Origin of the sequence: Sphingopyxis sp. BSN-002 (assembly GCF_022024275.1) — a bacterium.
In the GTDB taxonomy this organism is placed as follows: domain Bacteria; phylum Pseudomonadota; class Alphaproteobacteria; order Sphingomonadales; family Sphingomonadaceae; genus Sphingopyxis.
The window spans coordinates 1,564,428-1,588,469 of sequence record NZ_CP091804.1; the positions used below are offsets into that span (position 1 = coordinate 1,564,428).

A 24,042-nucleotide genomic window follows, 5' to 3' on the forward strand; every position below is an offset into this window, starting at 1 on the left:
TGCGCTGGCGCGGAAGGGTCGCGCACCGCCGGACCGCCCCTCGCCCCCGCCCTGTCGGCACTTCGTAGAACAGTGGTTGACATCGCGGCTCCGCGCGCAAAATTCCCCCATCGACCGGTCTGCCGGCTCAATTTTCGAAGGGGCATCTTCATGAAAGTCTTTCCTTTTCTGGGCGCCGCGACGCTCGCGCTGGCGACGGCCGTTTCGGCCAATGCCCAGACCGCCGCAAAGCCCGCCGGCGCTGCCACCACGGTGCCGCCGATCGCCTACAAGGAACGCATCCTGAAGAACGGCCTGCGCGTGCTGTCGTTGCAGGACACGTCCACGCCCAATGTGATGGTGTCGGTCTGGTACGACGTCGGATCGAAGCACGACCCCGAAAAGCGCTCGGGCTTCGCGCACCTCTTCGAACATATCCTCAGCCGCAAGACCGTGAACATGCCCTACAACATGATCAACCGCCTGACCGAGGATGTCGGCGGGGTGCGCAACGCCTCGACCAGCTTCGACCGCACCAATTATTACGAGACGGTCCCCGCGCAATATCTCGAAACGATGCTGTGGACGCACGCCGAGCGCATGGCGCGTCCCGTCGTCGACAAGGAAGTGTTCGAGACCGAACGCAACGTCGTGAAGGAGGAACTGCGCCAGCGCGTGCTCGCACCGCCCTATGGCCGGCTGTTCAACTTCGCGCTCAGCGAAAACACCTTCGACGTCCTGCCGCACCGCCGCCCGGTGATCGGCACGATCGCCGACCTCGAGGCGGCGACGCTCGACGATGCACGCGCCTTTCACGAGGCCTTTTACGGCCCCGACACCGCGACGCTGATCGTCGCGGGCAATTTCGACGAGGCACGCCTTCAGTCGCTCGTCGACAATTATTTCGGCGCGATTCCGAAGCGCGCGAAGGCCATCCCGCTGGCGATCAAGGGCAAGGAGCCGCCGATGGCGCCGCGCCGCGTCAACGCGACCGGACCCAATGTTCCGCTGCCCGTCGTCGGCGCGATCTACAAGGCGCCGGGGGCGGGCAATCCCGACACTCCCGCGCTCGAGGTGATGAACGCGATCCTGTCGCGCGGCGAAAATTCGCGGCTGCACAAGGCGCTGGTCCGCACCGGGATGGCGAGCGAGATCGACGCGAGCGTCGACTTTACCGAGGAAGCCGGCGGCATCACCCCCTTTGCGATCCTCAGCGACGGGCAGGATCCCGAAAAGGTCGCCGCCGCGCTCGACGCGGTGCTGGCGGATATCGCCGCAGCCCCGGTCTCCGACGCCGAACTCGCCGAGGCCAAGACCGAACTGCTCGCCGCGACCCTTGCCGAACGCGAGACCTTCTCGGGCCGCGCCTTCGAACTCGGCGAAGCGCTCGTCCTCACCGGCGATCCCGCCGCCGCGAACAAGCGCCTCGATGCGATCGCGCGCGTGACAAAGGCCGACGTCGCGCGCGTCGCGAAGAAATATCTCGACCCCAAGGCACGCGTCGAGCTGCGCTACACGGCGGGCGACGGCGACCCGAAGAGTTGGGCCAACCCCCGGCCGATGCCCGTTTTCCCGACCGTTCCCCCCGCGACCGGTACCCCCAACGAGCTGGCGGCCGAGGCGGCCCGGCAAGCGCCGCCGGCGCCGACCGCCGCGCCCGCGGTCACCCCGCCGAAGATCGCCGAAAGCCGCCTCGACAACGGCATCCGCGTCGTCGCTGTGCGGACCGGCGCAGTACCGCTCGCGACGCTCAGCGTCGTGATCGGCGGCGGCTCGTCGACCGATCCGAAGGGACGCGCCGGGGTCGCCACCATGGCCGCCGACCTTGCCGCAAAGGGCACGCCGACGCGCTCGGCCGAACAGATCGCCGCCGCGCTCGAAAGCCTCGGTGCCACGATCACCGCCGGCGCCACACCCGACGGCAGCATCCTGTCGGTCACCGCGCCCGCTGCTAACCTCGATGCGGTCGGGACGATCCTCGCCGACGTGGTCCGCGGCGCGAACTATCCCGAAGAGGAGTTCGGGATCGAACGCAAGCGCATGACCGACGGCCTGCGCGTCGCGCTCAACAATCCCGGCGCGATCGCCGCGATGGTCGCACAGCCCCTCCTCTACGGCGCGGCGCCCTATGGCGGGCAGAGCGGCGGCACGCCGAAAAGCCTCGCCGCGATCGGCCGCGACGACCTCGTCGCGTATCGCCGCACCTGGTGGCATCCCGCAAACATCTCGGTCGTCGTCACCGGCGGCATCGACCCGGCGGCCGGCAGTGCGCTTGCCGCCCGCCTGTTCGCCGACTGGAAGGCCGATGGCCCGGCGCCCGCACTGCCCGGATCGCGCGCGGGCGCGGCCCAGCCGCCGCGCACGATCGTCGTCGACCTGCCCGGCGCAGGACAGGCCGCAGTGCTCGCCGCGGTACGCGGGGTCAGCCGCAGCGACGCCGGCTACCCGTCGCTCCTTCTCGCCAATTCGGTGCTCGGCGCCGGCTCGAACGGCCGCCTCTTCACCGAAGTGCGCAGCAAGCGCGCGCTGAGCTATGGCGCCTACAGCTCGATGCCGGCGCGCGCCGACACCGCGCTGCTCGTCGCGAGCGCGCAGACGAAGAACGAGAGCGCGACCGAAGTCGCCGAAATCTTCCTGAACGAGTTCAAGCGCCTCGGAGCCGAGCCTATCACCGCCGACGCGCTCGCCAAGCGCCGCGCCTTTCTCGACGGCGCCTACGGCCGCCAGCTCGAAACCGGCGGCGGCTATGGTACGATCGTCTCGGGACTGATCCTGCAGGGGCTGCAGCCTGCCGACGCGCTCACCTATAGCGCGCGCCTCGCCGCGGTGACCCCCGAGGCCGCGAACGCAATCGCGGCGAAAGCCGTCGCGCCGGAAAACGCCTCGCTGATCATCGTCGGCGATTCGGCGAAGTTCATCGACAAGCTTCGCGCGCTGCGCCCCGATCTGGTCGTCATCCCGGCGAGCAAACTGGATCTGGAGTCGCCGACGCTGGGTGCAGAGGCGCCCTAGCCGGCCTGCCGCCGGGCGATTTCCTTCGACCCCACCGGCAGGTCGAGGATCATCCCGTCATACCCCAGCGTCCACCCGGACGCCGGGCGGGCGTCGGCGAGCCCGCGCGCGAAGATCTGCCGCAGCAGCCAGTTGTCGGGTGCGATCGGCCCCATATGGTTGAACACCAGCAGTTTCACCTTCGCAGCATTTGCTGCCTCGGCCGCCTGCACCGGCGTGACGTGATAGTTCCCGACCTGCCCGATCACCCTGGCAAGCTTCGTCCGCCCCGCCTCGGCCAGCGCCTGGGCAAAGGTCTGCCGCATCGCCTCGCTCTGCCCTTCGTGGACCAGCAGGTCGGCATCTTTCGCGGCGCGCACCAGATTGGACGACACCGCGGTATCGCCGGAGATCACGACCGAGCGCCCCTTGTAATCGAACCGGTATCCCACCGCCGGATAGACCGGCTCATGCATCACCTGGAACGCGGTGATGCGCAGGCCGTCCTTGTCATAGATGATCGCCGATGCATCATGCTTCACGCGCTGCGCCTCGTCGGCCAGCCCGAACGGAACCGCCACCAGCTCGGCCGCCGCGGCGTCCAGCTCATGTTCGCCCGCGCGATAGGCGGCATCGGCGGCATAGGTCCGGTTCACCCCCGCCGCGAGTTCCTCGACCCCGGTCGGACCATAGAGCGGCAGCGGCGCGGTCCGCCCCGCGACCCAGCCCTGCATCCGGAACTCGCCAAGATCGCCGATATGGTCCGAATGGAAATGCGTCAGCATCACCCCTTCGATGCGCTCGAAAGGAAAGCGCCACAGGCCGAGGCGGTTCGCCGATCCCGGTCCGGTATCGACGACGAAGACATGCGTGCCCGCCATCACGACGGTGCACGCCTTTGCGCGCACCATGCTCGGCGGCGGCGCCGAGGTGCCGCACAGCAACACCTTCAGATGCCCCTCCGCGGGCATCATGTCGGCGTGCACCGCCATGCCGCGCTTGACGCCCTGAACGAACAGCCAGTCCTGCACCGCGGGCACGCGCAGCGCCGCAAAGGCGCCGATTGCGAGCACAACCAGGAGGATCAGGACCGTCCGGACCCGCTTGAACCGCACCTTCATCCCGCTCTCCCGGCCGGCCCGGCCGGAGGGTCCGGCCGAATTGACTAAATGGTCAATTGGCCGAAACTGACTATTCAGTCAAGAGGCGGAAGGCCATCCATGATCGCGGTCAGCGCCAGCGCATTGTCGCGCTCCATCGCGCTGTGCCCGGCGTTGGTCACCACATAGGTCGCGGGCTCGGCACCCACGCCGCGCAGCGCCGCGGCCAGCCGCGACGCCTGCGTCAGCGGGCACACCTCGTCGAAGCGACCGTGGACGATATGCACAGGGATCGACGCGAGCACGCCGATGTTGTCGAAGAAATGCCCCGGCTCGATAAACAGGTCGTTGTCGAAATAATGCGCCTCGATCTGCGCAAAGCAGAGGGCAAAATCGGCGTCGCCGAACTTCCCCGTATCGGCGGTCTCGGGAACCATGTTCGAGATCACGCCCTCCCACAGTGACCAGGTCAGTGCGGCGCGGAGCTGCTTCTCCTTCTCCGCATCGGTCGCGGGCACCATATCGAAGATCGCCTTGTACGACTTCATCACGTCGCCGCGCTCGTCGGGGGTCAGCACCTCCAGCAGCTCGGCCCATTCGTCGGGGTAGTTGATATAGGCGCCCGGCGCGGTCAGTCCGTAGGGGTCCGCGTCCCATGTCGCGGCATTGCCCTGATAGAGATAGAGCAAATCCTCGGCCGCGCCGAGGAAAATACCGCGCAGGATCAGGCTCGCGCAATGGCCGGGATGCGCGATCGCATAGGCCATCGCCAGCGTGCTTCCCCAGCTCCCGCCGAAGACATGCATACGCCCCTCGATCTCCAGCTCTTCGCGCAGCTTCACGATATCGCCGATCAGGTCGGCGGTCGTGTTGTTGCGCAGCGCCGCCGCCGGACCCGCCGCCGCGACATTGGGCTCGCTCTTGCCGCACCCGCGCTGGTCGAACAGGATCACGCGATACCGCTTCGGATCGAAGAAGCGCGCCATCACCGGCGCACATGCCCCGCCCGGCCCGCCGTGCAGGAACATCACCGGCTCGCCGTCGGGATTGCCATATTCTTCCCAATAGATGCGGTGCCCCGCCTCGATGTCGACCTCCAGCCAGCCGAAATTCAGGCACGGCGGCTGCGGATAAACCCACTCGTCGCCGATCTTGCTCGATGCCTGCAGCCGCGAAAAATCCATGCGTGCGTCCTTTCCCGGGGAGTCGTGATGCGCCTCTATCGGCGGCGAGGGGGCGATACGCAACTCCCTCATCCGTCACAGGAATGTCATCCGCAGGGCATAGCGCAACGGTACCGAATCCGGGAAGGACCGACATGAACGCCACGACTGCAGACGCCGCCAGCATCCCGGATGCCGAATTCGAACGTCCCGATCTCGACAAGGGACTGGGCGCAGCGGGCAATATGGGCTTCCTCGCAGCGATCATCGCCGCGCTCGGCTATGTCGCCTACAGCGTCTATGCCGACGCGGCCGCCGCCGGCGTCCATGCGACTGCGCTCCTTCCCTTCGCGCTGCTCTTCCTCGCGCTGGTGATCGCGCTGGGCTTCGAGTTCGTGAACGGCTTCCACGACACCGCGAACGCCGTCGCGACCGTCATCTATACCAACTCGATGCCCGCCAATTACGCGGTCGTCTGGTCGGGCTTCTTCAACTTCCTCGGCGTGCTGCTTTCGACCGGCGCGGTCGCCTTCGGCATCGTCTCGCTCCTTCCCGTCGAACTGATCCTGCAGGTCGGCTCGAATGCCGGCTTCGCGATGGTGTTCGCGCTGCTCATCGCGGCGATCGTCTGGAATCTCGCGACCTGGTATTTCGGCATTCCCTCCTCGTCGTCGCACACGCTGATCGGTTCGATCATCGGCGTGGGCGTCGCCAACGCCATGCTCCACGGCAAGAGCGGCACCGCCGGAGTCGACTGGGGCAAGGCGACCGAGATCGGCTACGCACTCCTCCTGTCGCCGCTGCTCGGTTTCACCGTCGCGGCGCTGCTGTTCCTCGCGATGAAGGTGCTGGTCAGGAACAAGACGCTCTATGAGGCGCCGAAGGGCGACACGCCTCCCCCGCTCTGGATCCGGGCGCTCCTGATCTTCACCTGCACCGGGGTCAGCTTCGCGCACGGCTCGAACGACGGGCAAAAGGGTATGGGCCTGATCATGCTGATCCTGATCGGCACCGTCCCGACCGCCTATGCGCTCAACCGCGCGGTTCCCGAGAAATATGTGCAGGAGTTCGTCGTGAACTCGAACGCCGCCGAACAGGCGCTTGCGGCGCACGGCGGCGGGCCGAACCCGGCAGTCGCCTCGCCGCAGGATGCGCGCCGCGCGGTCACCGCCTATATCGCCGACAAGAAGCTGTCGCCGACGACGCTTCCCGCGCTCGGCGCGCTCGTCGACCAGGTCGAGACGCAGGTCAGCGGCTATGGTTCGCTCGCCAAGGTTCCGGCCGCCGCGACCGAAAATATGCGCAACGACATGTATCTCGCGTCGGAGGCGATCAAGCGGCTCGGCAAGGAAAAAACGCTGACCTTTACCGAAAGCGAGACCGCGGCGCTCACCACCTACAAGGCCTCGCTCGACAGCGCGACGCGCTTTATCCCGACCTGGGTCAAGATCGCGGTCGCCTTCGCGCTCGGCCTCGGCACGATGATCGGCTGGAAACGCATCGTCGTCACCGTCGGCGAAAAGATCGGCAAGTCGCACCTCACCTATGCGCAGGGCGCCTCGGCGGAACTTGTCGCGATGGGGACGATCGGCGCCGCCGACATGCTCGGCCTGCCGGTCTCGACCACGCACGTCCTGTCGTCAGGCGTCGCCGGCACAATGGCCGCGAACCGCTCGGGGCTACAGATGTCGACGATCCGCAACCTGCTGATGGCCTGGGTACTCACGCTTCCGGTGTCGATCGTGCTCGCAGGCGTGCTATACGCGATCCTCAACGCCATCTTCTAAAGGATCACGCCCACGGTTCCGAAGGACGAAACGCCCACCCCGGATTTCGGGGCGATCGTGATGCAGCCCGGGCTCGTCTGGGGCTGCGCGCGAACCGGCGACGGCACCACGCTGATCGATGAATGCGACGACAGGGAGGACGCGAGTTTCCGCTGGCTCCACCTCAACCTCGCCGACGACCGCACGCAACGCTGGCTCGAACGGTCGACCAGCCTGCCTAGGCCAATCCACGACCTGATGCTCGCGCGCGAAACGCACCAGCAGGTGATGGTCGAGGACGGCATCGTCGGGCTCGTCCTGCAGGATTTCGAACGCGACTTCGACGCCGCCGAAACCTCGCAGATCGGCGCGCTCCATATCGTCATCACCCCGGGGCTGATGCTCACCGGACGCTATCATCCGATCCGCTCGGCCGACATCATCCGCCAGCGCATCGCCGCGGGCTATGACGTCTGCGACGGCGCGACCGCGCTCAATCTCGTCGTCGGCACCATGGTCGACGGGCTCGGCCAGCATGTCCACGGCCTCGCACACGATATCCAGACCGCCGAGGACGAATTCCTCAACGAGAGGATGAGCCCCGCCACCCGCGATCTTATCGCGGTGCGCCGCCGCGGCGCGCGCCTTCACCGCCTCGTTTCGGGAATGCGCGCGACGCTCGTCCGGCTCGAGAAGGATCCCGACCTGCCCGGGGTGTTCGCCCCCGTCGCCGAACGTCACGTCCAGCGCCTCCACGCGCTCGATACCGACGTCGCAAGCACACAGGCGCAGCTTCGCCAGCTCCGCGACGAGCTCGATCTGCAGGCGGCGCAAAGGACCAACCAGAATCTCTATTTCCTGTCGGTGATCAGCGCGCTGCTGCTGCCCGCGACGCTCGTCACGGGCTTTTTCGGCATGAACACCGGCGGCCTGCCCTTCGCGCACACGCAGGCGGGGACCTTCGTCGCCGCGCTGGCCGCGGTCACCTCGTCGGTCGCGACCTGGCTGCTGCTCCGCCGCCGACCCTAATACAGCTCGGGCACATACATTTCGGGCGGGATCGGGTGTCGCTCATAATCGGAGTGACGCACCCGCGCCGGCAGCACCACCGCCGGCCGCTCGACCTCCTGATACGGAATCTGCGCCAGCAAATGCGCAATGCAGTTCAGCCGCGCCTTCTTCTTGTCGACCGCCTCGACCAGCCACCACGGCGCCTCGGCGATATGCGTGCGCTCGAGCATGTCCTCCTTCGCGCGCGTATAATCCTCCCACCGCCGCCGCGATTCGACGTCCATCGGCGACAGCTTCCATTGCTTCAGCGGGTCGTGGATCCGCATCTGGAACCGGAATTGCTGCTCCTCGTCGGTGATCGAAAACCAGTATTTCAGCAGAACGATCCCCGACCGCACGAGCATCCGCTCGAACTCGGGAACCGAGCGGAAGAATTCCTCGCATTCGTCCTCGGTGCAGAAACCCATCACGCGTTCGACCCCGGCGCGATTGTACCAGCTGCGGTCGAACAGCACGATCTCGCCCGCCGCAGGCAGGTGCGGGACATAGCGCTGGAAATACCATTGGCTGCGCTCGCGCTCGCTCGGCGCGGGCAGTGCGACGACGCGGCAGACGCGCGGATTGAGCCGCTGGGTGATGCGCTTGATCGCGCCGCCCTTGCCCGCGGAATCGCGCCCTTCGAACAGCACCGCGACCTTCAGCCCCTGTTTCTGGACCCAATCCTGCAGGATCACGAGTTCGTGCTGCAGCCGGAACAGCTCGCGAAAATAGATGCGCCGGTCGATCGCCTCGCGGTCGGGATGGTCCGACAGATCGCCGAGCAGCGCCTCGAGCCGGCTTTCGTCCATTTCCATCTCCAGCTCCTCGTCGAAGCTGTCGGCGATTTCTTCCTTGATGCGGTCGAGGTCGGAAAGGCTGTCGTCCATGGCAAAGGCTCCTGCTCAGGCGACCGCTATGGCGGCAAGATTGCCGTCCTGTGACAGCACGGCGGTTCACAAAGCCGGCGGCGCTGGCTAGGCTCACCCGCAAATCACAATGGAAAGCCTTTCATGACCTTGCGCCCCGCCCTCCTCGCCGCCGCTATCCTCGCAACCCCCGCCGCCGCGCAGGACATTGACGCCGCGAACATCACCGACACCGTCCGCACCCTCGCCTCGGACCAGTTTCAGGGCCGCGCACCCGGCACGGTCGGCGAAGAGCGCACGATCGGCTATCTGATCGGCCGGCTGCAGGCGCTGGGGCTCGAGCCTGCGGGCACGAACGGCGGCTGGACCCAGCCCGTCCCGCTCCTCCACACCGCGCTCGGCTCGCCGGTGAAGCTCCAGTTCGAGCGCGCCAGCCACCATAATTACCAGCCGCTGGTCCAGGGCACCGACATCTATGTCTCGACGCTCCAGCCGAACGACGTCGCAAAGGTCGCCGCCGCGCCGCTCGTCTTCGTCGGCTATGGCGTCAGCGCCCCCGAACGCGGCTGGGACGATTTCAAGGGCGCCGACCTCAAGGGCAAGGTCGCGGTCTTCCTGATCAACGACCCCGATTTCGTCGCAGGGGTGGACGAGCCCGTCGCGGGCAAATTCGGCGGCAAGACGATGACCTATTACGGCCGCTGGACCTACAAGTTCGAGGAAGCGGCCCGCCGCGGCGCGGTCGCCGCGCTGATCGTCCACGACACCGACGGCGTCGGCTACGGCTGGAACGTCGTGAAGAGCGGCGGCGGCGAAAACTACGGCCTCGTCGTGCCGCCCGAAAAACGCACCAGCCTCGCGCTCCAGGGCTGGATCGCGCACGATGTCGCCGACAAATTGTTCGGCGACGTCGGCCTCGACCTGAACCAGCTCCGCGTCGCGGCGCGGCGCAGCGACTTTCGCCCCGTCGATCTTCGCGGCGTCACCCTCGAAGCCGAAATCCCGGTGAAGCACGAGGTCGTGCAGAGTCAGAATGTCCTCGCCAAAATTCCCGGAACCAAGCGCCCCGACGAGGTCGTCATGTACGGCGCGCACTGGGATGCCTATGGCGAGGGCAAGCCCGACGAACAGGGCCGCATCTACCGCGCCGGTGCCAACGACGACGCGCTCGGCGTCGCCGGCCTTTTCGAAATCGCGCGCAATTTCAAGGCCGCTTCCGCCCCCGACCGCAGCATCCTCTTCGCCTTCTGGACCGCCGAGGAACGCGGGCTGCTGGGCTCGGAGGCCTATGCGCAAAACCCGCTCTATCCGCCCGAAAAGACCGTCGCGAACCTCGGCCTCGATATCCTGCAGACCGCGGGCAAGGCGAAGGACGTCATCCTCGTCGGCAAGGGTCAGGGCAGCCTCGAAGACGATCTCGCCCGCCTCGCCGCGAAGCAGGGCCGCAGCGTCAGTGTCGAAAGTCTCCCCGAACGCGGCCTCTTCTACCGCGCCGATCATTTCAGCATGGCGAAGCGCGGCGTTCCCGTGCTGCTGATGATGGGCATCGCCGGCGCGTCGGACCTCGTGAACGGCGGCAAGGCTGCGGGCCAGAAATGGGTCGATGACTATACCGGCAAATGCTACCATCAGGCGTGCGACGCATGGGGACCCAAATGGAACCTCGACGGCGCGGTTCAGGACATTCAGGTTTTTTACCAGATAGGCGATGAACTCGCGCGCTCGGGCAAATGGCCCGGCTGGAAGGACGGCAGCGAGTTCAAGGCGATCCGCGACGCCAGCGCAGCGGCGCGGAAATAGGCAATGAGCCTGATCCTCGGCCTCGCCTTTGCGGCAACGGCACCCGCAGCACCGACCGCGATCCTCGACGAGCTCGGCCGCAACGGCACATTGACGGTCGCATCGGGCGACCGCCCCCGCGATCGCCAGAAGGTCCTCGAGATCGAAGTCAGGACCTGCAACATCGCTTTCAAGACGAAGCTGCTCCCGAACGGCTTCGCCGCACATATGATCGACATCGGCGAGGGCGGAAAGATCAAGCGCGTCGGGCGCAACACCGTTCGCCTCGACGGCTCGACCCGCTTCCCGAAAATGTCGGTCCTCGTTTCGGGCGGCGAGACCAAGGCGCTCTACGAGGCGCTGGAAGCTGTTCGCAAATCCTGCGAGAGGTCGGAGCAAATATTCTGACGATCGGCCGCTAACGACCGATTGCGGACGATAGAGACATGCACCCCGGCGAAAGCCGGGGCCCTGATTTCACCAGCGGACTGGGCCCCGGCTTTCGCCGGGGTGCACATTGAGAGCGTCCGCTCTCCACCCCAAAACCGCCCCTCCAGCTTACTCCGCCAGCATGGCCTTCAATGCGCGCAGCCCGGCCGTAAGTACAGCCCGGCCGATCGCACCACCGAGCGAAACGCGTAGTGCTGGTGCACTGGTCTCTTCCACGGCAAAATGGCCGCCGGGTATCGCCGTCAACCCGGCCGCGCGCAGAGCAGCAGCGGCTTGCCCCGCGTCCACGTTCGCCTTCAGCGGCACCCAGAGGTGATAGCCGCAGGGATCGGCGGCATAACTCTCCGCTGGCAGGACATCCTCTGCCATCTTTAGCCGTACCACCGCCTCGGCACGCGTTTCCGCGATCAGCCGATCGTAGCTGCCATCTTCCAGCCACCGCGTCACCAGCGCCACATTCAGCGGCGGCGGCATGGAATCCGAATGATGCGCCTCGGTCGCGAGTGCCATGGCCTCCGGAAACGACGGCGCGCGGACATGCGCAACGCGCAGCGCGGGGGAGATCGTCTTGGACATGCTCGCGATATACCAGCCGAGCTCGGGCACAAAACTCGACAGCGGCGCAAGCGGCTTTTCGGGCAGTTGGCCGTACGCATCATCCTCGATGATCCGCACGCCATATCGCCGCGCGACCCCGGCCAGAGCCGCGCGCTCCTCCTCGTCCAGCGTCCCGGCCGTCGGATTGTCGTTCGTCGGCACCACATAAAGCGCCGCCACCCGCTGCCTGCCGCACAGCTCTTCCAGCGCCCCGGCCTCGACGCGCGGCATCGGCGCCAGTTGCAGCCGCGCCTTCTTTGCGATCGCCCGGAAACCCGGATAGATATGCGCCCCGCACGCAACGACGTCGCCGTGTTCCATAGTCGCCCCGACGATCGCGTGCAGCGCATTCTGCGCCCCCGCCGTCACCACTACCTGAGCGGCGTCGCTCGCCAGCCCCATCCGGCCAAAAATCGCCGCGCCCGCCGCACGATCGGCCTCGCGCCCACCCGCTGGCGTATAGTGCAACCGCCCGCCGGCGCCGGGCGCGCGCAGCAGCGCGCTCGCGGTCCGCTCCCAGGTGGCAAGCAGCGTTCCGCCCTCGACCTCGGGGGGCATGTTCATGCCGGTATCGCGCGGCGGCGGGCCCGCAGCGATCGCATCCTGCGGCAGCACAAAGCTTCCCGCCCGCCCGCGCGCGCCGATCAGCCCGCGCGCGCGCGCCTGCTCATACGCCTTGGTGACCGTCGTCAGGTCGATTCCGAGGCGCGCCGCAAGGTCGCGCTGCGGCGGCAGCCGGTCGCCGCTGCGCAGTTCGCCGGTCTCGACCGCGCTCGCGATCGCCTCCGCGATCGCGACATATTTGGCGCCGCGGCTGCGCGTCAGATCGGGAACCCAGCTGTCAGGCATCGGCGTCGGCTATCTCTCCCTTGGCGCGCGCGTTCAGCTTGGCCCACAGCGCGTCGGTCCCGGCTTCCTGCGCCTTGTTCACATATTGCGACGCGACGAGCCAGCCCTTGATCGGGTGAAGCACCAGCAGGCACGGCACGACCATCAGCGGCGCCGACACGATCAGGTGCATCCACCACGGCGGGTTGAACGCGACCTCGAACCACACGACGAGGAACAGCAGCGGAAAGGCGATGAAGCAGAGCGAGAAGAAGGCCGGACCGTCGTCGGGCGCCGCGAAATCATAATCGAGCCCGCAATGCGGGCAGCGGTCCTGCACCTTCAGCCAGCGCCGGAACATCTTGCCCTCGCCGCAGCGCGGGCACAGCCCATGGAGCCCCGTGCGATAAATCCAGAGCCATTTTTCGCGGCCTTCCAATTCGCCAGTCATCGACTCACATCCCGTATGTCCATACACAATACCATACATAATGTCGGGCATGACAAATGTCCAGAGGCCCACTAATCCGGGAGCATGAGCGACGATAAAATCTACATCAGCGCCAATGATCTCCTCGCGGACTCGCTGCGGCTGGGGATGCAGGTCGTCGATAGCGGCTTCAAACCGACCCACCTCGTCGGCATCTGGCGCGGAGGCGCGCCGGTCGGGATCGCGGTCCAGGAACTGCTCGACTATCACGGCCACCACTGCGACCACATCGCGATCCGGACCTCCTCCTACAAAGGCATCGACGATCAGGATCCGCATGTCCGGGTATTCGCGCTCGGCTACCTCATCGACACGCTGAACCCCGAGGACCGGCTGCTCATCATCGACGATGTCTTCGACAGCGGCCGCAGCATCCGTGCCTTCATCGCCGAGCTCAGGGCGCGCTGCCGCAACAACATGCCGCGCGACATCCGCATCGCGACCGTCTGGTTCAAGCCGCGCCGCAACGTCACCGACCTGCACCCCGATTATTTCGTCCACGAAACCGACCGGTGGCTGATCTTCCCGCACGAGATCGACGGGCTGACGATCGAGGAAATCCGCCGCCACAAGCCCGAGGCGGCCATCATCCTGCGCGAGGAGCAAGCGCCCAATGACTGACGGGTTCGCTTCGCGCGACGAACGCGCCGCCTTCATCGCCGGCCTGCCAAAGGCCGAGCTTCATCTCCACATCGAAGGCTCGCTGGAGCCCGAACTGATGTTCGAGCTCGCCCAACGCAACAACGTCGCGATCCCCTTCGCCAGCGTCGAGGAAGTGCGCGCCGCCTACGCCTTCTCGAACCTGCAGGATTTCCTCGACATCTATTATCAGGGGATGGGCGTCCTCCATAGCGAGCAGGATTTCTACGACCTCACCGCCGCCTATTGCGCACGCGCGCATGCCGACGCGGTGCGGCACATCGAAATCTTCTTCGATCCGCAGGGCCATACCGAGCGCGGCGTTGTCTTCGCCACAGTGATCGACGGAATCACCCGCGCGCTCGACGATGCCGAAGCCGGCTACGGCATGACCTCGAAGCTCATCATGTGCTTCCTCCGGCACCTCAGCGAAGCCGACGCCGAAGCGACCCTCGACGCGGCGCTGCCGTACCTCGATCGCATCGACGGCGTCGGCCTCGATTCCTCCGAAGTCGGCCATCCGCCGTCGAAATTCGAATGCGTCTTCGCGCGCGCCAAGGGGCTCGGCCTCAAGATCGTCGCGCATGCCGGCGAGGAAGGCCCGCCCGCCTATGTCCATGAAGCGCTCGATCTGCTGAAGGTCGACCGCATCGACCATGGCAATCGCAGCCTTGAGGATGGCGCGCTGGTGCGACGCCTTGCCGACGAAGGCATGACGCTCACCGTCTGTCCGCTCTCGAACCTGAAGCTGTGCGTCGTCGACGACATCGCCGACCATCCGCTCAAGACGATGCTGGGCGCGGGTCTCCGCGCCACGGTGAACAGCGACGACCCCAGCTATTTCGGCGGCTATGTGAATGCCAATTATCAGGCGGTCGCCGATGCGCTCGACCTGTCGAAGGCCGATCTGGTCACCCTCGCACGCAACAGCTTTACGGGGTCCTTCCTGAGCGACGCCGACAAGGCGAAGCATCTCGCGGCGATCGACGCCTACAGCTGAGTCTCGGCGGGGACGAGAAACTTCAACCCCCGCAATCTGACGACCGCGCCGCCCGCGCAGACCGGTTCCGCGATCAGCCGCATCCAGCGCCGTTCGCCCTGCATCGGCCGGATTTCGGCATCGAGCGTAAAGCCGCGTCGGTGCCGGATCGCATAGGCGCGCAATTTCTCCATCGCGGCCCGCGACCCCTCGCAATACATTCCCGCCGCCTCGTCACGCGATATCGGTGCGCCGTCGGGAAGGCCGAAGATATGATAGACTTCACTCGACCAGCTCAGCCGGTTGTCGGCAAGCTCGCACGACCATTCGCCGATCCTGTGCGCGCCGCGCGATCCGGTCGCGATCTCGGCGTCGAGCGAGTAATCGAGCAACTGCCCCAGCGCGAAATGGCGCTCGCGTTCGTACAGCGGCCAGCTGTGATGGATCGGCAGGGGATAAAGCTGTCTCATATTCCCGATCTTGCGCTCCGCCCGTGCTTGTCGTCGGCCGACTAACAAGATGTAAGCGCGATCGCCAAGGCAATTGCGCAGTCGCATGCCGAATCTAGCGCGGATGCCGTTTCGCGAGCGCGATCCCGGCCAGATTCTGTGCCCTCCCGATATACCGGATGCGTGGTAGAGGGCCGTCTCCGACCAGTTCGCGCAACGCTGCCACATGCTTCGCCGCCGCGCCCCGCGCCGGCGCCTTGCCGCTCGCCTGCGCCACCACCGCTACAGCATCGCCGAGCAGCACGAAATCGGTCAGCCCGCGGTCGCGCGCCAACCGCAGCGCCGCGATCAGCGCCAGCCATTCGGCATCGAGGCTGCTGCCTTCGCCGAGGTCACGGTCGATCGTCTCGACGCCGCCGACGACCACCGCGATTTCCATCGACCCGGGGTTCGGCCGGCAGCCACCGTCGAAATAGATTTTGGTCCGGCGGGCGGTCATCCGCCCGCCATAGACCCGATCAGAATTTTCCGCGTACCGATAATGCGAAGATCGGTCCGATCAGCCGGTTGCGCTTCTCGACGAAGGCAATCGGGCTCTGTCCGCGAATGCCCTCATAGACCGTGCGGTCCCGCTTCGAGCGTGCATTCAGGAAATTGCCCAGCGTTGCGCGAACGGTCAGCCCGAACACATCCTTGTTCTCGATGAAGGCGTCGGCGAAGATGGGGCCTTCCCACACCTTGTCGCTCTGGTTGCGGCGGTAATTCGGCTGATAGTGGCCGTAGTTCGAATTGATCCCCCACGCCCAGTCGCTCCCCTGGATATCGTGGCGCAGGTTGAGCTCGATCACCGTGTCGGTAAATCCGCTCCACTGGCGCTTTTCGCCGGTGAAGGGATCGCGCAGCGAGCTCTTCTGGAACAGCACGCGCGTGTCGATCTTCACACCCTTCAGCCCCGCAGGGTCGAGGTTGATCGTCGAGGTCCAGTCGATCGCCCCCGCCTTCGCCTTGGCGATATTGCCGACCGCCTCGCCATCCTCGCCAATCGGGATCACGTCGACGCGGTCCTCGACGTCGCGATAGATGAGGTTGATCTTGGTCGATCCCCATGCGCCGAACTTCTTGTTGATCTCGGCCTCATAGGTCCAGTCCTGCTGCGGACGCAGATCATTGTTGCTCTGGTTCTCGTTGCCGTCGTTGAGGAAGGCGCGCGCAAGGAAGTCATAGAAGGAAAGCTGCAGCACGCGGCGGCGCAGCTTGACCGAGACGTCGAAATCGTCCGACGGCGTCCAGGCGAGCGAGATCGACCCTTTCGGCCGGAAGAAGGTGCGCGTCAGCCCGTTGACCCCGGTCTGCGTGATCGTCGAATGCTCGGCGCCCGCGATGATCTGGAAATTGAGCTTGTCGGTCAGCTTGCGCCCGAAACTCAAGAGGCCTTCGTAACGGTCCTCGCTCACCCCGCCGGTGCCGCCCTCGAACGGCTGGTCGACCCACGCGCCCGAGGGATCCAGGACCGCGATCGACGCGACATTGTCGAGCGTGTTGAACGCCGCCTCGCCCGACAGCTGCCAGTCGCCGCCGAACATCTTCCACTGATATTCGCCGCGCGCGATCGTCTCGCCGAGGTCGCCGACCTGCTGGAAGCGGTCGCCGGTCGCGACACCGCCGTCCGGGGTCGTCACGATCTCCTGCTTGTACGGCTCGTGGCTGAAACGGCGCAGCCCGATCAGCTTCAGCTTTCCGGGGCCGGCCTTGAACTGATAGTCGCCCGAAACCTCGTAATTCCAGCTGTCGGCATTTTCGTACACGGTGCGGATGCGGTCGGGCGTGCCGGGGCTCATCCGCACGCCATCCTCATAATAGCGGTCGTATTTGCGCTGATATTGCCCGCCCAGGTTTGCGACCGTGTCGCCCGGCGGATCCCAGGTGATGCGCCCCGACAGCTTCGGCGTGTCGTAATGCGTGTTCCAGATATCGCGGCGGCGCTCGATGATGTCGCCCGTACCGTCATAGATCAGGGTCGGCCCGCCTGCGCCGCTACGCGCCGAATCGTCGTTGCTCAGTGCCGCCTCATATTCGATCTGCCCCGCGCGCCCGCGCATCGACACGTCGCCGCGTGTGAACAGCGGATCGGTGTAATGCGCCCGGAACTGCGGCTTCCACGAAAATTGTCCCGAAAAGCTGTCGGCGCGATAGACGATGTTCGCCACCTGCCCCGACAGGCCAGGGATATCGAGCGTCGCGCCATCGACGATTTCGATCCGCTCGACATTCTCTGCCGGGATACGCGACAGCTGGGTGTACATGTCGTCGGCCTTGTTCGACGGCCGTTCGCCGTTGAACAGGACGTTGCCCGTCGCCTGCCCCAGCCCGCGCAGATTCTCGTTGTCGCGGATCGCGAAGCCCGGAACCTGCGTCAGCATGTCATAGGCGTTCTTCGGCGCGTAGCGTGTGAAGTCGGCGGGGGTATAGACCTGCCGGGCCGTACTGGTTGCGGTCGCCGGCACCTCGCTTGCGGCGGGCGGCGGCGTGTCGCCGGTCGGCGCCGGCGTATCCTGCGCCGCGACCGGCATGGTGGAGAGCGCGGCGGCGACCGCCGCGAGGCTTGCGACAAATTTCACTGACCACTCCCCCGCGCGCGATTGATCGCCTGCGCATATTCGGGCGAAACGCCCATTGCCTTCATCCCGACGACGTCATCGGCGCTGAGTTTCCGGTATCCCGCTGCCGCAAGCCCGCGCACATAGGCGCCGTCGACGTCGAGCGCCTTGCACGCGATCGCATCGTCGACATCGGTCAGTATCAGCGCCTCGGACTTCAGGTCGCGGACATAGGCGGGCGTGACCTTCAGCGCCGCGGCGGCAATCAGATCGTCATCGTCCTTCGGCTTGACGCCCTCGGCGGTCAGCCCGTCGGCAAGCTCGATCGTCGCATCGACCAGCAGCATCGCGAGCAGATCGTCACGATCCTCCGGTGCCAGTCCGCGCGAGGCCAGCGCGCGTTCGAATTCGGGATCCGCGGTAAAGCGGCAGCTCCCCGCCCCGTCATAAGCGCCCTTCAGCGACCCGTTACAGGCAAGCGTCCCCGATGCATGGACGATCGTGAAGGACACCGGGCCCGTCGCACCGCGCAGCACCGCCTCGGTGCCCGCAAGTTCGCGGCGCGATCCGTCGATCGACACGTCGCTGTTCGAGCGCTTGCGGCTGACGCGCAGGTGGGGCTTGCCCTTGCCGGTCGCCGGCGTCGCTTTCCATTCGATATCGCTCAGGACCAGCTGGTCGGCGGCGGTGCTCGGGACCGAGCAGGCGATAACCGACAGCAGCACGGCGCCGGCGGCAAAATAAATGGCTTTCATGGTGCACTCCTCCCATGCGTGCGCCAGACGAGCGTCATCGCTCGCCGCCGCAGCGACATTTCAAAATCAGGGTTCGATCAACGGGTGACGGGTTTGGACGAATGTCCGGGCGTCGGACGCTCGCCCGTCAGGTGCCGGGGGGTGCCGGCGGTGCCGGCGGCCTTGCGGCGGCGGGGGCCTGGGGAATCTCGATCCGCGCGACGCGGCCGTCGGCACTGCGGGCCTCGACCACGCCGGGGCCGACGCGTACCGTTGCGCCGTCCCGCGACACGGCGGTTTTCTTCACGCCCTTGCCCGGCGGGTGCATGCCCGTCGCGCGCAGCTCGATCGCATCGTCGGGATCGCGTACGCGGACCCCGGCCTTGCGCATGTCGGTCACAAAGTCGCAGTCGACGCCCATCGCCTTCAGCGCGATCAGGTCGTCGATATCGACGCCGGGAAAATGCTCCTTCATGTCGCGGGCAAAGGCGGCGTCGACCCCCATCTGCTTCGCCCCGACCAGGTCGCCCAGATCGGCGCCCGGAACGATCGCGCGCATCGACCCGATATAGGCCGGATCGACGCCGGTCGCTTTCGCGGCGATCAGGTCGTCGGGGTCCATCGACCCGCCATGCTCGCGCATCTTTTCGACATATTCGGGCGTGACCCCGACCGCGCGCATCCCGACCAGCTCGTCGGCGCTCAGCGGTCGCGACGCGGCGGCCGCGACGGCGGCGGCCGCCTTCGCATCCTTTTCGGCATCGCCCTTTGCCGCCATCGCCGACTGCGCATGAACGACCGCGGTTTCGCGGGCAGCCATCGCGACGTCGCGCGCCTCTTCCGCCACTTCGCGGTCGGCGGTCGCGGAGAAGGCGGCGAGCGGGGCGGTAATCCCCGCCAGAAGCACCAGGCTCATCAGCATCCAGCTCACGCTCGCCGGGCCGCGCTTCAGGCTGCCGTCGAGGACGCGGGTGATCCGGCGCTTCAGGCTGCCCTTGCCCGGCGCGACGCCATGCGCGGCGAGCAACGCGCCCTGATTGTCGTGGCGCGCCGCGCCGACGAGCAGGGTCGCATAATCGGGTCCGTCGATATCGGCCATCAGCACGGCATCGTCGGCGGCTTCCTCGCGCAGCTGATGGCTTTCGCGCGCGAGCATCCATACCAGCGGATTGAACCAGAAGACCGCGCAGGCGATGCGGGCACCCAGCAGTTTCGCCCAGTCGAGACGCGCGACGTGCGCCAGTTCGTGCGCGATGATCGCTTCGGCCTCACCCGCAGCGGCAACCGCCTTGGGGCTCAGCACGATCGTCGGGCGCAGCACGCCCCAGCTGATCGGCGAGCGCAGTTCGTTGCTCACCAGCAGCGCGGTGCCGTGCTTGAAGCCCATCCGCCGCTGCGCCTCGGCCAGCGCGGAGAGCCACGAGCCCTCGACCAGCACCTCGGCGCGGCCGCGCATCGCGAACAGCCGCACGACCGCCAGCAGCATCACTCCGCACAGCAGCGCCAGCGGGATGAAATAGAGAAAGGGCGCGAACTCGGCGATTGCGGGAAATGTCGCCGGCGCCGACCCCGCGGTCTCCGTCGCGGCAGGGACTGACGCCGCGGCGGGACCCGGATCGACGACCGGCACCCCTGAAGCCATTGCAGTTGAGGACGCATGCGCGGCGAGCCCGGTTTCGCCGAACCAATGTTCGGGAAGCGGCGCCCACTGCGGCAGGAACAGGATCGCGGCGGGCAGCGCGAGCAGCGCGATCAGCCCGGCATGCGCGATCATCGAGCGCTCGCCCGAAGACCGCGAGCGCGCGAGACGGAGCAGCACGAGCGTCAGCCCGGCCACGATCAGCGATTTCCAGGCAAGGCCCAGCAGCATGGCGGTCGTCATCATTGCATCCTCCCGTCGCGGGCTTTCGCGATCATTTTTTCAAGTTCGTCCAGCTCGTCGTTGCTCATGTCGTCCTGCATGCCCAGCAGCGCGGCAGCGGCGCTCGTCGGCGATCCGTTGAAGAAGACGCGCACGACCTGGCTCAGCGCGGACTTGCGCGCCGCCTTGTCCGACAGGCTCGGCGCATAGACGAAGCCGCGCTCGGACTGTTCGCGGGCCACAAAGCCCTTCGCCTCGAGCCGCTTCAGCATCGCGCGGATCGCCGAACCCGACAGCTCGTCGGAAAGCGCCTCGCCGATCTCGATCACCGTGGAGGCGCCGCGTTCGTACAGGACATCGACAATTTCGCGTTCTCGCGGGGGCAGGCTCGACAACATTCCGAATCACCTCATGCGCTACATTTGTAGCGTGCTACATTTGTAGCGCATGCTTGGCAAGGGGTTTTATCCGGATAACACACATAAAGCGAAACACCCGGATTCGGCATTGGCAGTCCGCGCACTTCGCGGCACAAGATCGCGCATGAAACGCACTCCCGTGGCCGTCGCCGCTCTGCTCTTCGCCACCCTCCCGATCCCCGGCGCGACCGGTCAGCCTGCGGCCGACATATTGAGCTACGTCGACCCGATGATCGGCACCGGCCCCGAAGGCCACACCTTCCCCGGCGCGACCGCGCCCTTCGGCATGGTCCAGCTCTCGCCCGACACCGACGCGACGTGCCAGATCCGCGACTGCTACGATCATGCTGCGGGCTATTCGTATCACGACCCCTCGATCCAGGGGTTCAGCCACACGCATTTCTCGGGCGCGGGCCATTCGGACCTCGGCGACATCCTCGTCATGCCGCAGGCCGGGGACGTAAAGCTCGATCCCGGCGATCCGAAGCAGCCGGGCTCGGGCTATCGCCAGCGTTTCGACCATGCGACCGAAAAGGCCAGCCCCGGCTATTATGCCGTCACCCTCGCCGACAGCGGCATCCGCGCCGAACTCACCGCGGGCACGCGCACCGGCGTCCACCGCTATACCTTCCCCGCAGGCAAGGAAGCGCATCTGCTTCTCGACCTCCGCTCGTCGCTCTACGACTATCCGGGCAAGATCCTCTGGTCGGGGCTGCATCTCCGCCCCGACGGCACGCTCACCGGCTTTCGCGAAACGCGCGGCTGGGCGCCGGGGCGCAAGCTCTATTTCGCAATGCGCTTTTCGGCGCCGCTGAAGGGCCACGCCTTCCTCGATCGCGACGAGAAGATCCCGTACAAGGGCTTTCAGGGACCCGGCCGCGGCAGTGACGCGCTCGCCGAAAAGCTCGGCAAGGCACTCGAGGCGCGACTCGATTTCGGCACCCTCGGCGGTCCGCTCGAGGTCCGCGTCGCGCTCTCGGGCGTCGACGAGGCGGGCGCCGTCGCCAATCTCGACGACGCCGAAAAAGAAACGGGGGGCGCCGACTTCGACACGGTCCGCTCGCGCACGCAGGGCGAGTGGCGCAAGGCACTCGGCGCGCTGCAGATCGACGCCCCCGCACCGATGCGCACGAACCTCTACACCGCGCTCTATCACAGCCTCCTCGCGCCGAGCGTCTGGAGCGACGTCGACGGCCGCTACCGCGGCCCCGACGATCAGGTCCATGTCGCGAAGGATTTCACCTTCCGCTCGACCTTTTCGCTCTGGGACACCTTCCGCGCCGAGCATCCGCTGCTGACCCTCGTCCAGCCCGACCAGACGAACACCGACATCGTCAAATCGCTTGTCGCCAGCCGGAAGCACAGCCCGCACGGCATATTGCCCGTCTGGCAATTTCACGGCCGTGAGACCTGGACGATGATCGGCTATCACGCCGTCCCGGTCATCGCCGACGCCTATATGAAGGGCGTCGGCGACTTCGACGCCAACGAGGCGCTCGACGCGATGGTCGCGAGCGCCGAATACGCCCCCTATGGCGGGCTCGGCGACTATATGAAACTCGGCTACGTTCCGATCGACCGCGAACCCGAGGCCGCATCGAAGACCGTCGAATATGCCTATGACGACTGGACGATCGCGCGCATGGCCGAAAAGCTCGGCCGCAAGGACGTCGCCGAGCGCTTCGCCAAGCGTGCAGGTTACTGGCGCAACAGCTTCGATGCCAAGACCGGCTGGCTCCGCGCGCGCAAGGCCGACGGCAGCTTCCGTACCCCGTTCGACCCGACCGCAATCAACTATGGCTCGGACTATACCGAGGGCAATGCCTGGCAATATTCGTGGTTCGTCCCGCAGGATCAGGCCGCGCTCTTCAAAATGCTCGGCGGCGACGCGAAGGCGATCGCCAAACTCGACGCGATGTTCGACTATGACAACAGCAAGCTCGACTACAGCCATGCCGAGGATATCGCGGGGCTGATCGGCCAGTATATCCACGGCAACGAGCCGAGCCATCATGTCGCCTATCTCTACGCCTACGCCGGCGCGCCGTGGCGGACGCAGGAGCGGCTGAAACAGATCGTCGATAGTCAGTACAAGCCCGCCCCCGACGGGCTCTCCGGCAACGACGACCTCGGACAGATGTCGGCGTGGCTCGTCTTCACCGGCCTCGGCTTCTATCCGGTCGCGCCGGGATCGAACCAATATGTCCTCGGCCGGCCGTTCGTGGACCGTGCGGTGCTCACCCTGCCCGACGGCAAGCGCTTCACCGTCGAAGCCCCCGGGCTCTCGGACACGAACCGCTATGTCGGCAAGGTCGAGCTTAACGGCAAACCGCTCACGCGAAGCTGGATTTCCGACGCCGAAATCCGCAAGGGCGGCACGCTCCGCTTCACGATGCAGCCCACGCCAAATGCGGCGTGGGGCAAGGCGGTGGGCGCGCGGCCCTATTCGATGTCGACCGCAGCGAAGTGAAGGCTGGGCAATCATGATCCCACCGAACCGGCGCCACTCGATATCGCGCGTGCTGACGATCTCGATCCCGCTGACCCTCGCGGCGGCTTGCACGCCGTCGCCCGAAGGCGAGGCTCCGGTGGACAAGGCGGCAACGATGCCGGCAACAAAGCCCACCGCCCAATCGCGCGAGCAAATTTTTGCGCGGCTTGCCGACAGCTTTGTCGCTTCGAAAACCTATCCGTCGGGCACCATGGTCTTCTACGCCCCGCCCAAAGCCTATGGCAGCTGGATTTGCCGGGTAGACAAGGTGACGATCCCCGAATGGATCGTGCAAGGCCGTCCAAAGACCGATTCCGAACAGTGGGACGACGACATCGCGATCGGCACCTATTATGCGGCGTGGCGTTCGCCTGCCGAAGGAAGCGACGAGGATCGTGTTGCCGCCTGCTCGAAGTTCCGCGATTTCGACAGGCTATTCTATGCCGAAGACGGCGGAGCAGGCCGGTACATATATTTGCTGGATCGTCTGCTGCGCGATCTCGAGAACGGCCGGGCGAATTATAAGGTCTTATGTCTGGATCGGCGCGAAAGCCGGGCCGGGAAACCGTGCGACCCCAAATCCGTGGCCAAGACGCTTTCCATCCACAAGCTTCAGGCAGGCCAGATGAGGGCGCAGAAGGAAACCGCAAATTCGTACCTCCGGACCGACCTCCTCGGCTTCCGTCTGGGTACGGCGCACGATCATCCGCTGCATCTGAGCCTGACGATCGACAGCGAACAGCATTTTGCCCGCCAGTCGATGGACGAAGGCGATATATTGGCCGCCAGCTTCGAGATCGAAGTCCTTTAGCGC

The 24,042-nt window shown here is 66.2% G+C and carries 20 protein-coding genes; 9 read left to right on the forward strand and 11 right to left on the reverse strand.

The window, feature by feature from the left end:
- The first annotated feature begins 150 nt into the window (after nucleotides 1-150).
- Nucleotides 151-2,991, forward strand: a complete 2,841-nt coding sequence (locus L7H23_RS07800) for a pitrilysin family protein (protein WP_237838776.1) — start codon at nucleotides 151-153, stop codon at nucleotides 2,989-2,991.
- Here L7H23_RS07800 and L7H23_RS07805 read toward each other — a convergent pair.
- Nucleotides 2,988-4,091, reverse strand: coding sequence for an MBL fold metallo-hydrolase (locus L7H23_RS07805; RefSeq protein WP_237838777.1), 1,104 nt, complete (start codon nucleotides 4,089-4,091; stop codon nucleotides 2,988-2,990). The genes L7H23_RS07800 and L7H23_RS07805 overlap by 4 nt on opposite strands.
- A 74-nt stretch (nucleotides 4,092-4,165) precedes the next feature.
- The gene (gene pip, locus L7H23_RS07810; RefSeq protein WP_237838778.1) at nucleotides 4,166-5,254 is read right to left on the reverse strand and encodes a prolyl aminopeptidase; all 1,089 of its coding nucleotides are present in this window, start codon (nucleotides 5,252-5,254) and stop codon (nucleotides 4,166-4,168) included.
- A 134-nt stretch (nucleotides 5,255-5,388) separates the two neighbouring features.
- Here pip and L7H23_RS07815 point away from each other — a divergent pair, with 134 nt between their 5' ends.
- Complete coding sequence (locus tag L7H23_RS07815; RefSeq protein ID WP_237838779.1) at nucleotides 5,389-7,020, forward strand: inorganic phosphate transporter; 1,632 nt, start codon at nucleotides 5,389-5,391, stop codon at nucleotides 7,018-7,020.
- A gap of 60 nt (nucleotides 7,021-7,080) precedes the next feature.
- Nucleotides 7,081-8,028: a CorA family divalent cation transporter gene (locus tag L7H23_RS07820; RefSeq protein WP_237839162.1), complete on the forward strand. Its 948-nt coding sequence runs from the start codon at nucleotides 7,081-7,083 to the stop codon at nucleotides 8,026-8,028.
- Here L7H23_RS07820 and ppk2 read toward each other — a convergent pair.
- Nucleotides 8,025-8,936 (reverse strand): polyphosphate kinase 2, encoded by a 912-nt coding sequence (ppk2, locus tag L7H23_RS07825; RefSeq protein WP_237838780.1) that lies wholly within the window; start codon nucleotides 8,934-8,936, stop codon nucleotides 8,025-8,027. The genes L7H23_RS07820 and ppk2 overlap by 4 nt on opposite strands.
- A gap of 123 nt (nucleotides 8,937-9,059) precedes the next feature.
- On the opposite strand from ppk2, the gene L7H23_RS07830 reads away from it, so the two are divergent.
- Nucleotides 9,060-10,715 (forward strand): M20/M25/M40 family metallo-hydrolase, encoded by a 1,656-nt coding sequence (locus L7H23_RS07830; protein WP_237838781.1) that lies wholly within the window; start codon nucleotides 9,060-9,062, stop codon nucleotides 10,713-10,715.
- 3 nt (nucleotides 10,716-10,718) lie between these two features.
- Nucleotides 10,719-11,102 (forward strand): hypothetical protein, encoded by a 384-nt coding sequence (locus tag L7H23_RS07835; RefSeq protein ID WP_237838782.1) that lies wholly within the window; start codon nucleotides 10,719-10,721, stop codon nucleotides 11,100-11,102.
- 150 nt (nucleotides 11,103-11,252) lie between these two features.
- Here the strand turns inward: L7H23_RS07835 and L7H23_RS07840 are convergent, their stop codons facing one another.
- On the reverse strand, nucleotides 11,253-12,590 hold the full coding sequence (locus L7H23_RS07840) for a PLP-dependent aminotransferase family protein (RefSeq protein WP_237838783.1): 1,338 nt from the start codon (nucleotides 12,588-12,590) through the stop codon (nucleotides 11,253-11,255).
- Nucleotides 12,583-13,020 carry a DUF983 domain-containing protein gene (locus L7H23_RS07845; RefSeq protein WP_237838784.1) on the reverse strand — a complete coding sequence of 146 codons (438 nt, stop codon included), beginning with the start codon at nucleotides 13,018-13,020 and terminating at the stop codon, nucleotides 12,583-12,585. The genes L7H23_RS07840 and L7H23_RS07845 overlap by 8 nt, the downstream gene beginning before the upstream one ends.
- A gap of 84 nt (nucleotides 13,021-13,104) precedes the next feature.
- On the opposite strand from L7H23_RS07845, the gene L7H23_RS07850 reads away from it, so the two are divergent.
- Together L7H23_RS07850 and L7H23_RS07855 are read left to right on the forward strand one after the other, a co-directional pair.
- Complete coding sequence (locus L7H23_RS07850) at nucleotides 13,105-13,680, forward strand: phosphoribosyltransferase family protein (RefSeq protein WP_237838785.1); 576 nt, start codon at nucleotides 13,105-13,107, stop codon at nucleotides 13,678-13,680.
- Nucleotides 13,673-14,698 carry an adenosine deaminase gene (locus L7H23_RS07855; RefSeq protein ID WP_237838786.1) on the forward strand — a complete coding sequence of 342 codons (1,026 nt, stop codon included), beginning with the start codon at nucleotides 13,673-13,675 and terminating at the stop codon, nucleotides 14,696-14,698. Before L7H23_RS07850 ends, L7H23_RS07855 begins: the two co-directional genes overlap by 8 nt.
- On the opposite strand, the gene L7H23_RS07860 is transcribed toward L7H23_RS07855, so the two are convergent.
- The 6 genes from L7H23_RS07860 to L7H23_RS07885 all read right to left on the reverse strand — a co-directional run bounded on the left by L7H23_RS07860 (nucleotide 14,689) and on the right by L7H23_RS07885 (nucleotide 20,716).
- The gene (locus L7H23_RS07860; RefSeq protein ID WP_237838787.1) at nucleotides 14,689-15,147 is read right to left on the reverse strand and encodes a hypothetical protein; all 459 of its coding nucleotides are present in this window, start codon (nucleotides 15,145-15,147) and stop codon (nucleotides 14,689-14,691) included. The two genes, L7H23_RS07855 and L7H23_RS07860, sit on opposite strands and share 10 nt — an antisense overlap.
- A gap of 94 nt (nucleotides 15,148-15,241) precedes the next feature.
- Nucleotides 15,242-15,625 carry a reverse transcriptase-like protein gene (locus L7H23_RS07865; protein WP_237838788.1) on the reverse strand — a complete coding sequence of 128 codons (384 nt, stop codon included), beginning with the start codon at nucleotides 15,623-15,625 and terminating at the stop codon, nucleotides 15,242-15,244.
- A 19-nt stretch (nucleotides 15,626-15,644) separates the two neighbouring features.
- The gene (locus L7H23_RS07870; RefSeq protein WP_237838789.1) at nucleotides 15,645-17,744 is read right to left on the reverse strand and encodes a TonB-dependent receptor plug domain-containing protein; all 2,100 of its coding nucleotides are present in this window, start codon (nucleotides 17,742-17,744) and stop codon (nucleotides 15,645-15,647) included.
- Nucleotides 17,741-18,478: a hypothetical protein gene (locus L7H23_RS07875; RefSeq protein WP_237838790.1), complete on the reverse strand. Its 738-nt coding sequence runs from the start codon at nucleotides 18,476-18,478 to the stop codon at nucleotides 17,741-17,743. The genes L7H23_RS07870 and L7H23_RS07875 overlap by 4 nt, the downstream gene beginning before the upstream one ends.
- Nucleotides 18,479-18,605: 127 nt before the next feature.
- Nucleotides 18,606-20,342 carry a M56 family metallopeptidase gene (locus L7H23_RS07880; RefSeq protein WP_237838791.1) on the reverse strand — a complete coding sequence of 579 codons (1,737 nt, stop codon included), beginning with the start codon at nucleotides 20,340-20,342 and terminating at the stop codon, nucleotides 18,606-18,608.
- On the reverse strand, nucleotides 20,339-20,716 hold the full coding sequence (locus L7H23_RS07885) for a BlaI/MecI/CopY family transcriptional regulator (protein WP_237838792.1): 378 nt from the start codon (nucleotides 20,714-20,716) through the stop codon (nucleotides 20,339-20,341). Before L7H23_RS07885 ends, L7H23_RS07880 begins: the two co-directional genes overlap by 4 nt.
- 145 nt (nucleotides 20,717-20,861) lie before the next feature.
- Between L7H23_RS07885 and L7H23_RS07890 the strand changes: the two genes are divergently transcribed.
- On the forward strand, nucleotides 20,862-23,207 hold the full coding sequence (locus L7H23_RS07890; RefSeq protein WP_237838793.1) for a GH92 family glycosyl hydrolase: 2,346 nt from the start codon (nucleotides 20,862-20,864) through the stop codon (nucleotides 23,205-23,207).
- Between the two features lie 13 nt (nucleotides 23,208-23,220).
- Nucleotides 23,221-24,039 carry a hypothetical protein gene (locus tag L7H23_RS07895; RefSeq protein WP_237838794.1) on the forward strand — a complete coding sequence of 273 codons (819 nt, stop codon included), beginning with the start codon at nucleotides 23,221-23,223 and terminating at the stop codon, nucleotides 24,037-24,039.
- The last annotated feature ends 3 nt before the right edge of the window (nucleotides 24,040-24,042 follow it).

What these genes read in the sequence shown, in the direction of transcription:
- L7H23_RS07800 (WP_237838776.1), top strand. Translation starts at nt 151, where the DNA reads ATGAAAGTCTTTCCTTTTCTGGGCGCCGCGACGCTCGCGCTGGCGACG.
- L7H23_RS07815 (WP_237838779.1), top strand. Translation starts at nt 5,389, where the DNA reads ATGAACGCCACGACTGCAGACGCCGCCAGCATCCCGGATGCCGAATTC.
- L7H23_RS07850 (WP_237838785.1), top strand. Translation starts at nt 13,105, where the DNA reads ATGAGCGACGATAAAATCTACATCAGCGCCAATGATCTCCTCGCGGAC.
- pip (WP_237838778.1), bottom strand. Translation starts at nt 5,254, where the DNA reads ATGGATTTTTCGCGGCTGCAGGCATCGAGCAAGATCGGCGACGAGTGG.
- L7H23_RS07840 (WP_237838783.1), bottom strand. Translation starts at nt 12,590, where the DNA reads ATGCCTGACAGCTGGGTTCCCGATCTGACGCGCAGCCGCGGCGCCAAA.
- L7H23_RS07835 (WP_237838782.1), top strand. Translation starts at nt 10,719, where the DNA reads ATGAGCCTGATCCTCGGCCTCGCCTTTGCGGCAACGGCACCCGCAGCA.
- L7H23_RS07880 (WP_237838791.1), bottom strand. Translation starts at nt 20,342, where the DNA reads ATGATGACGACCGCCATGCTGCTGGGCCTTGCCTGGAAATCGCTGATC.
- ppk2 (WP_237838780.1), bottom strand. Translation starts at nt 8,936, where the DNA reads ATGGACGACAGCCTTTCCGACCTCGACCGCATCAAGGAAGAAATCGCC.
- L7H23_RS07895 (WP_237838794.1), top strand. Translation starts at nt 23,221, where the DNA reads ATGATCCCACCGAACCGGCGCCACTCGATATCGCGCGTGCTGACGATC.
- L7H23_RS07875 (WP_237838790.1), bottom strand. Translation starts at nt 18,478, where the DNA reads ATGAAAGCCATTTATTTTGCCGCCGGCGCCGTGCTGCTGTCGGTTATC.
- L7H23_RS07855 (WP_237838786.1), top strand. Translation starts at nt 13,673, where the DNA reads ATGACTGACGGGTTCGCTTCGCGCGACGAACGCGCCGCCTTCATCGCC.
- L7H23_RS07845 (WP_237838784.1), bottom strand. Translation starts at nt 13,020, where the DNA reads ATGACTGGCGAATTGGAAGGCCGCGAAAAATGGCTCTGGATTTATCGC.
- L7H23_RS07820 (WP_237839162.1), top strand. Translation starts at nt 7,081, where the DNA reads ATGCAGCCCGGGCTCGTCTGGGGCTGCGCGCGAACCGGCGACGGCACC.
- L7H23_RS07860 (WP_237838787.1), bottom strand. Translation starts at nt 15,147, where the DNA reads ATGAGACAGCTTTATCCCCTGCCGATCCATCACAGCTGGCCGCTGTAC.
- L7H23_RS07865 (WP_237838788.1), bottom strand. Translation starts at nt 15,625, where the DNA reads ATGACCGCCCGCCGGACCAAAATCTATTTCGACGGTGGCTGCCGGCCG.
- L7H23_RS07805 (WP_237838777.1), bottom strand. Translation starts at nt 4,091, where the DNA reads ATGAAGGTGCGGTTCAAGCGGGTCCGGACGGTCCTGATCCTCCTGGTT.
- L7H23_RS07890 (WP_237838793.1), top strand. Translation starts at nt 20,862, where the DNA reads ATGAAACGCACTCCCGTGGCCGTCGCCGCTCTGCTCTTCGCCACCCTC.
- L7H23_RS07830 (WP_237838781.1), top strand. Translation starts at nt 9,060, where the DNA reads ATGACCTTGCGCCCCGCCCTCCTCGCCGCCGCTATCCTCGCAACCCCC.
- L7H23_RS07885 (WP_237838792.1), bottom strand. Translation starts at nt 20,716, where the DNA reads ATGTTGTCGAGCCTGCCCCCGCGAGAACGCGAAATTGTCGATGTCCTG.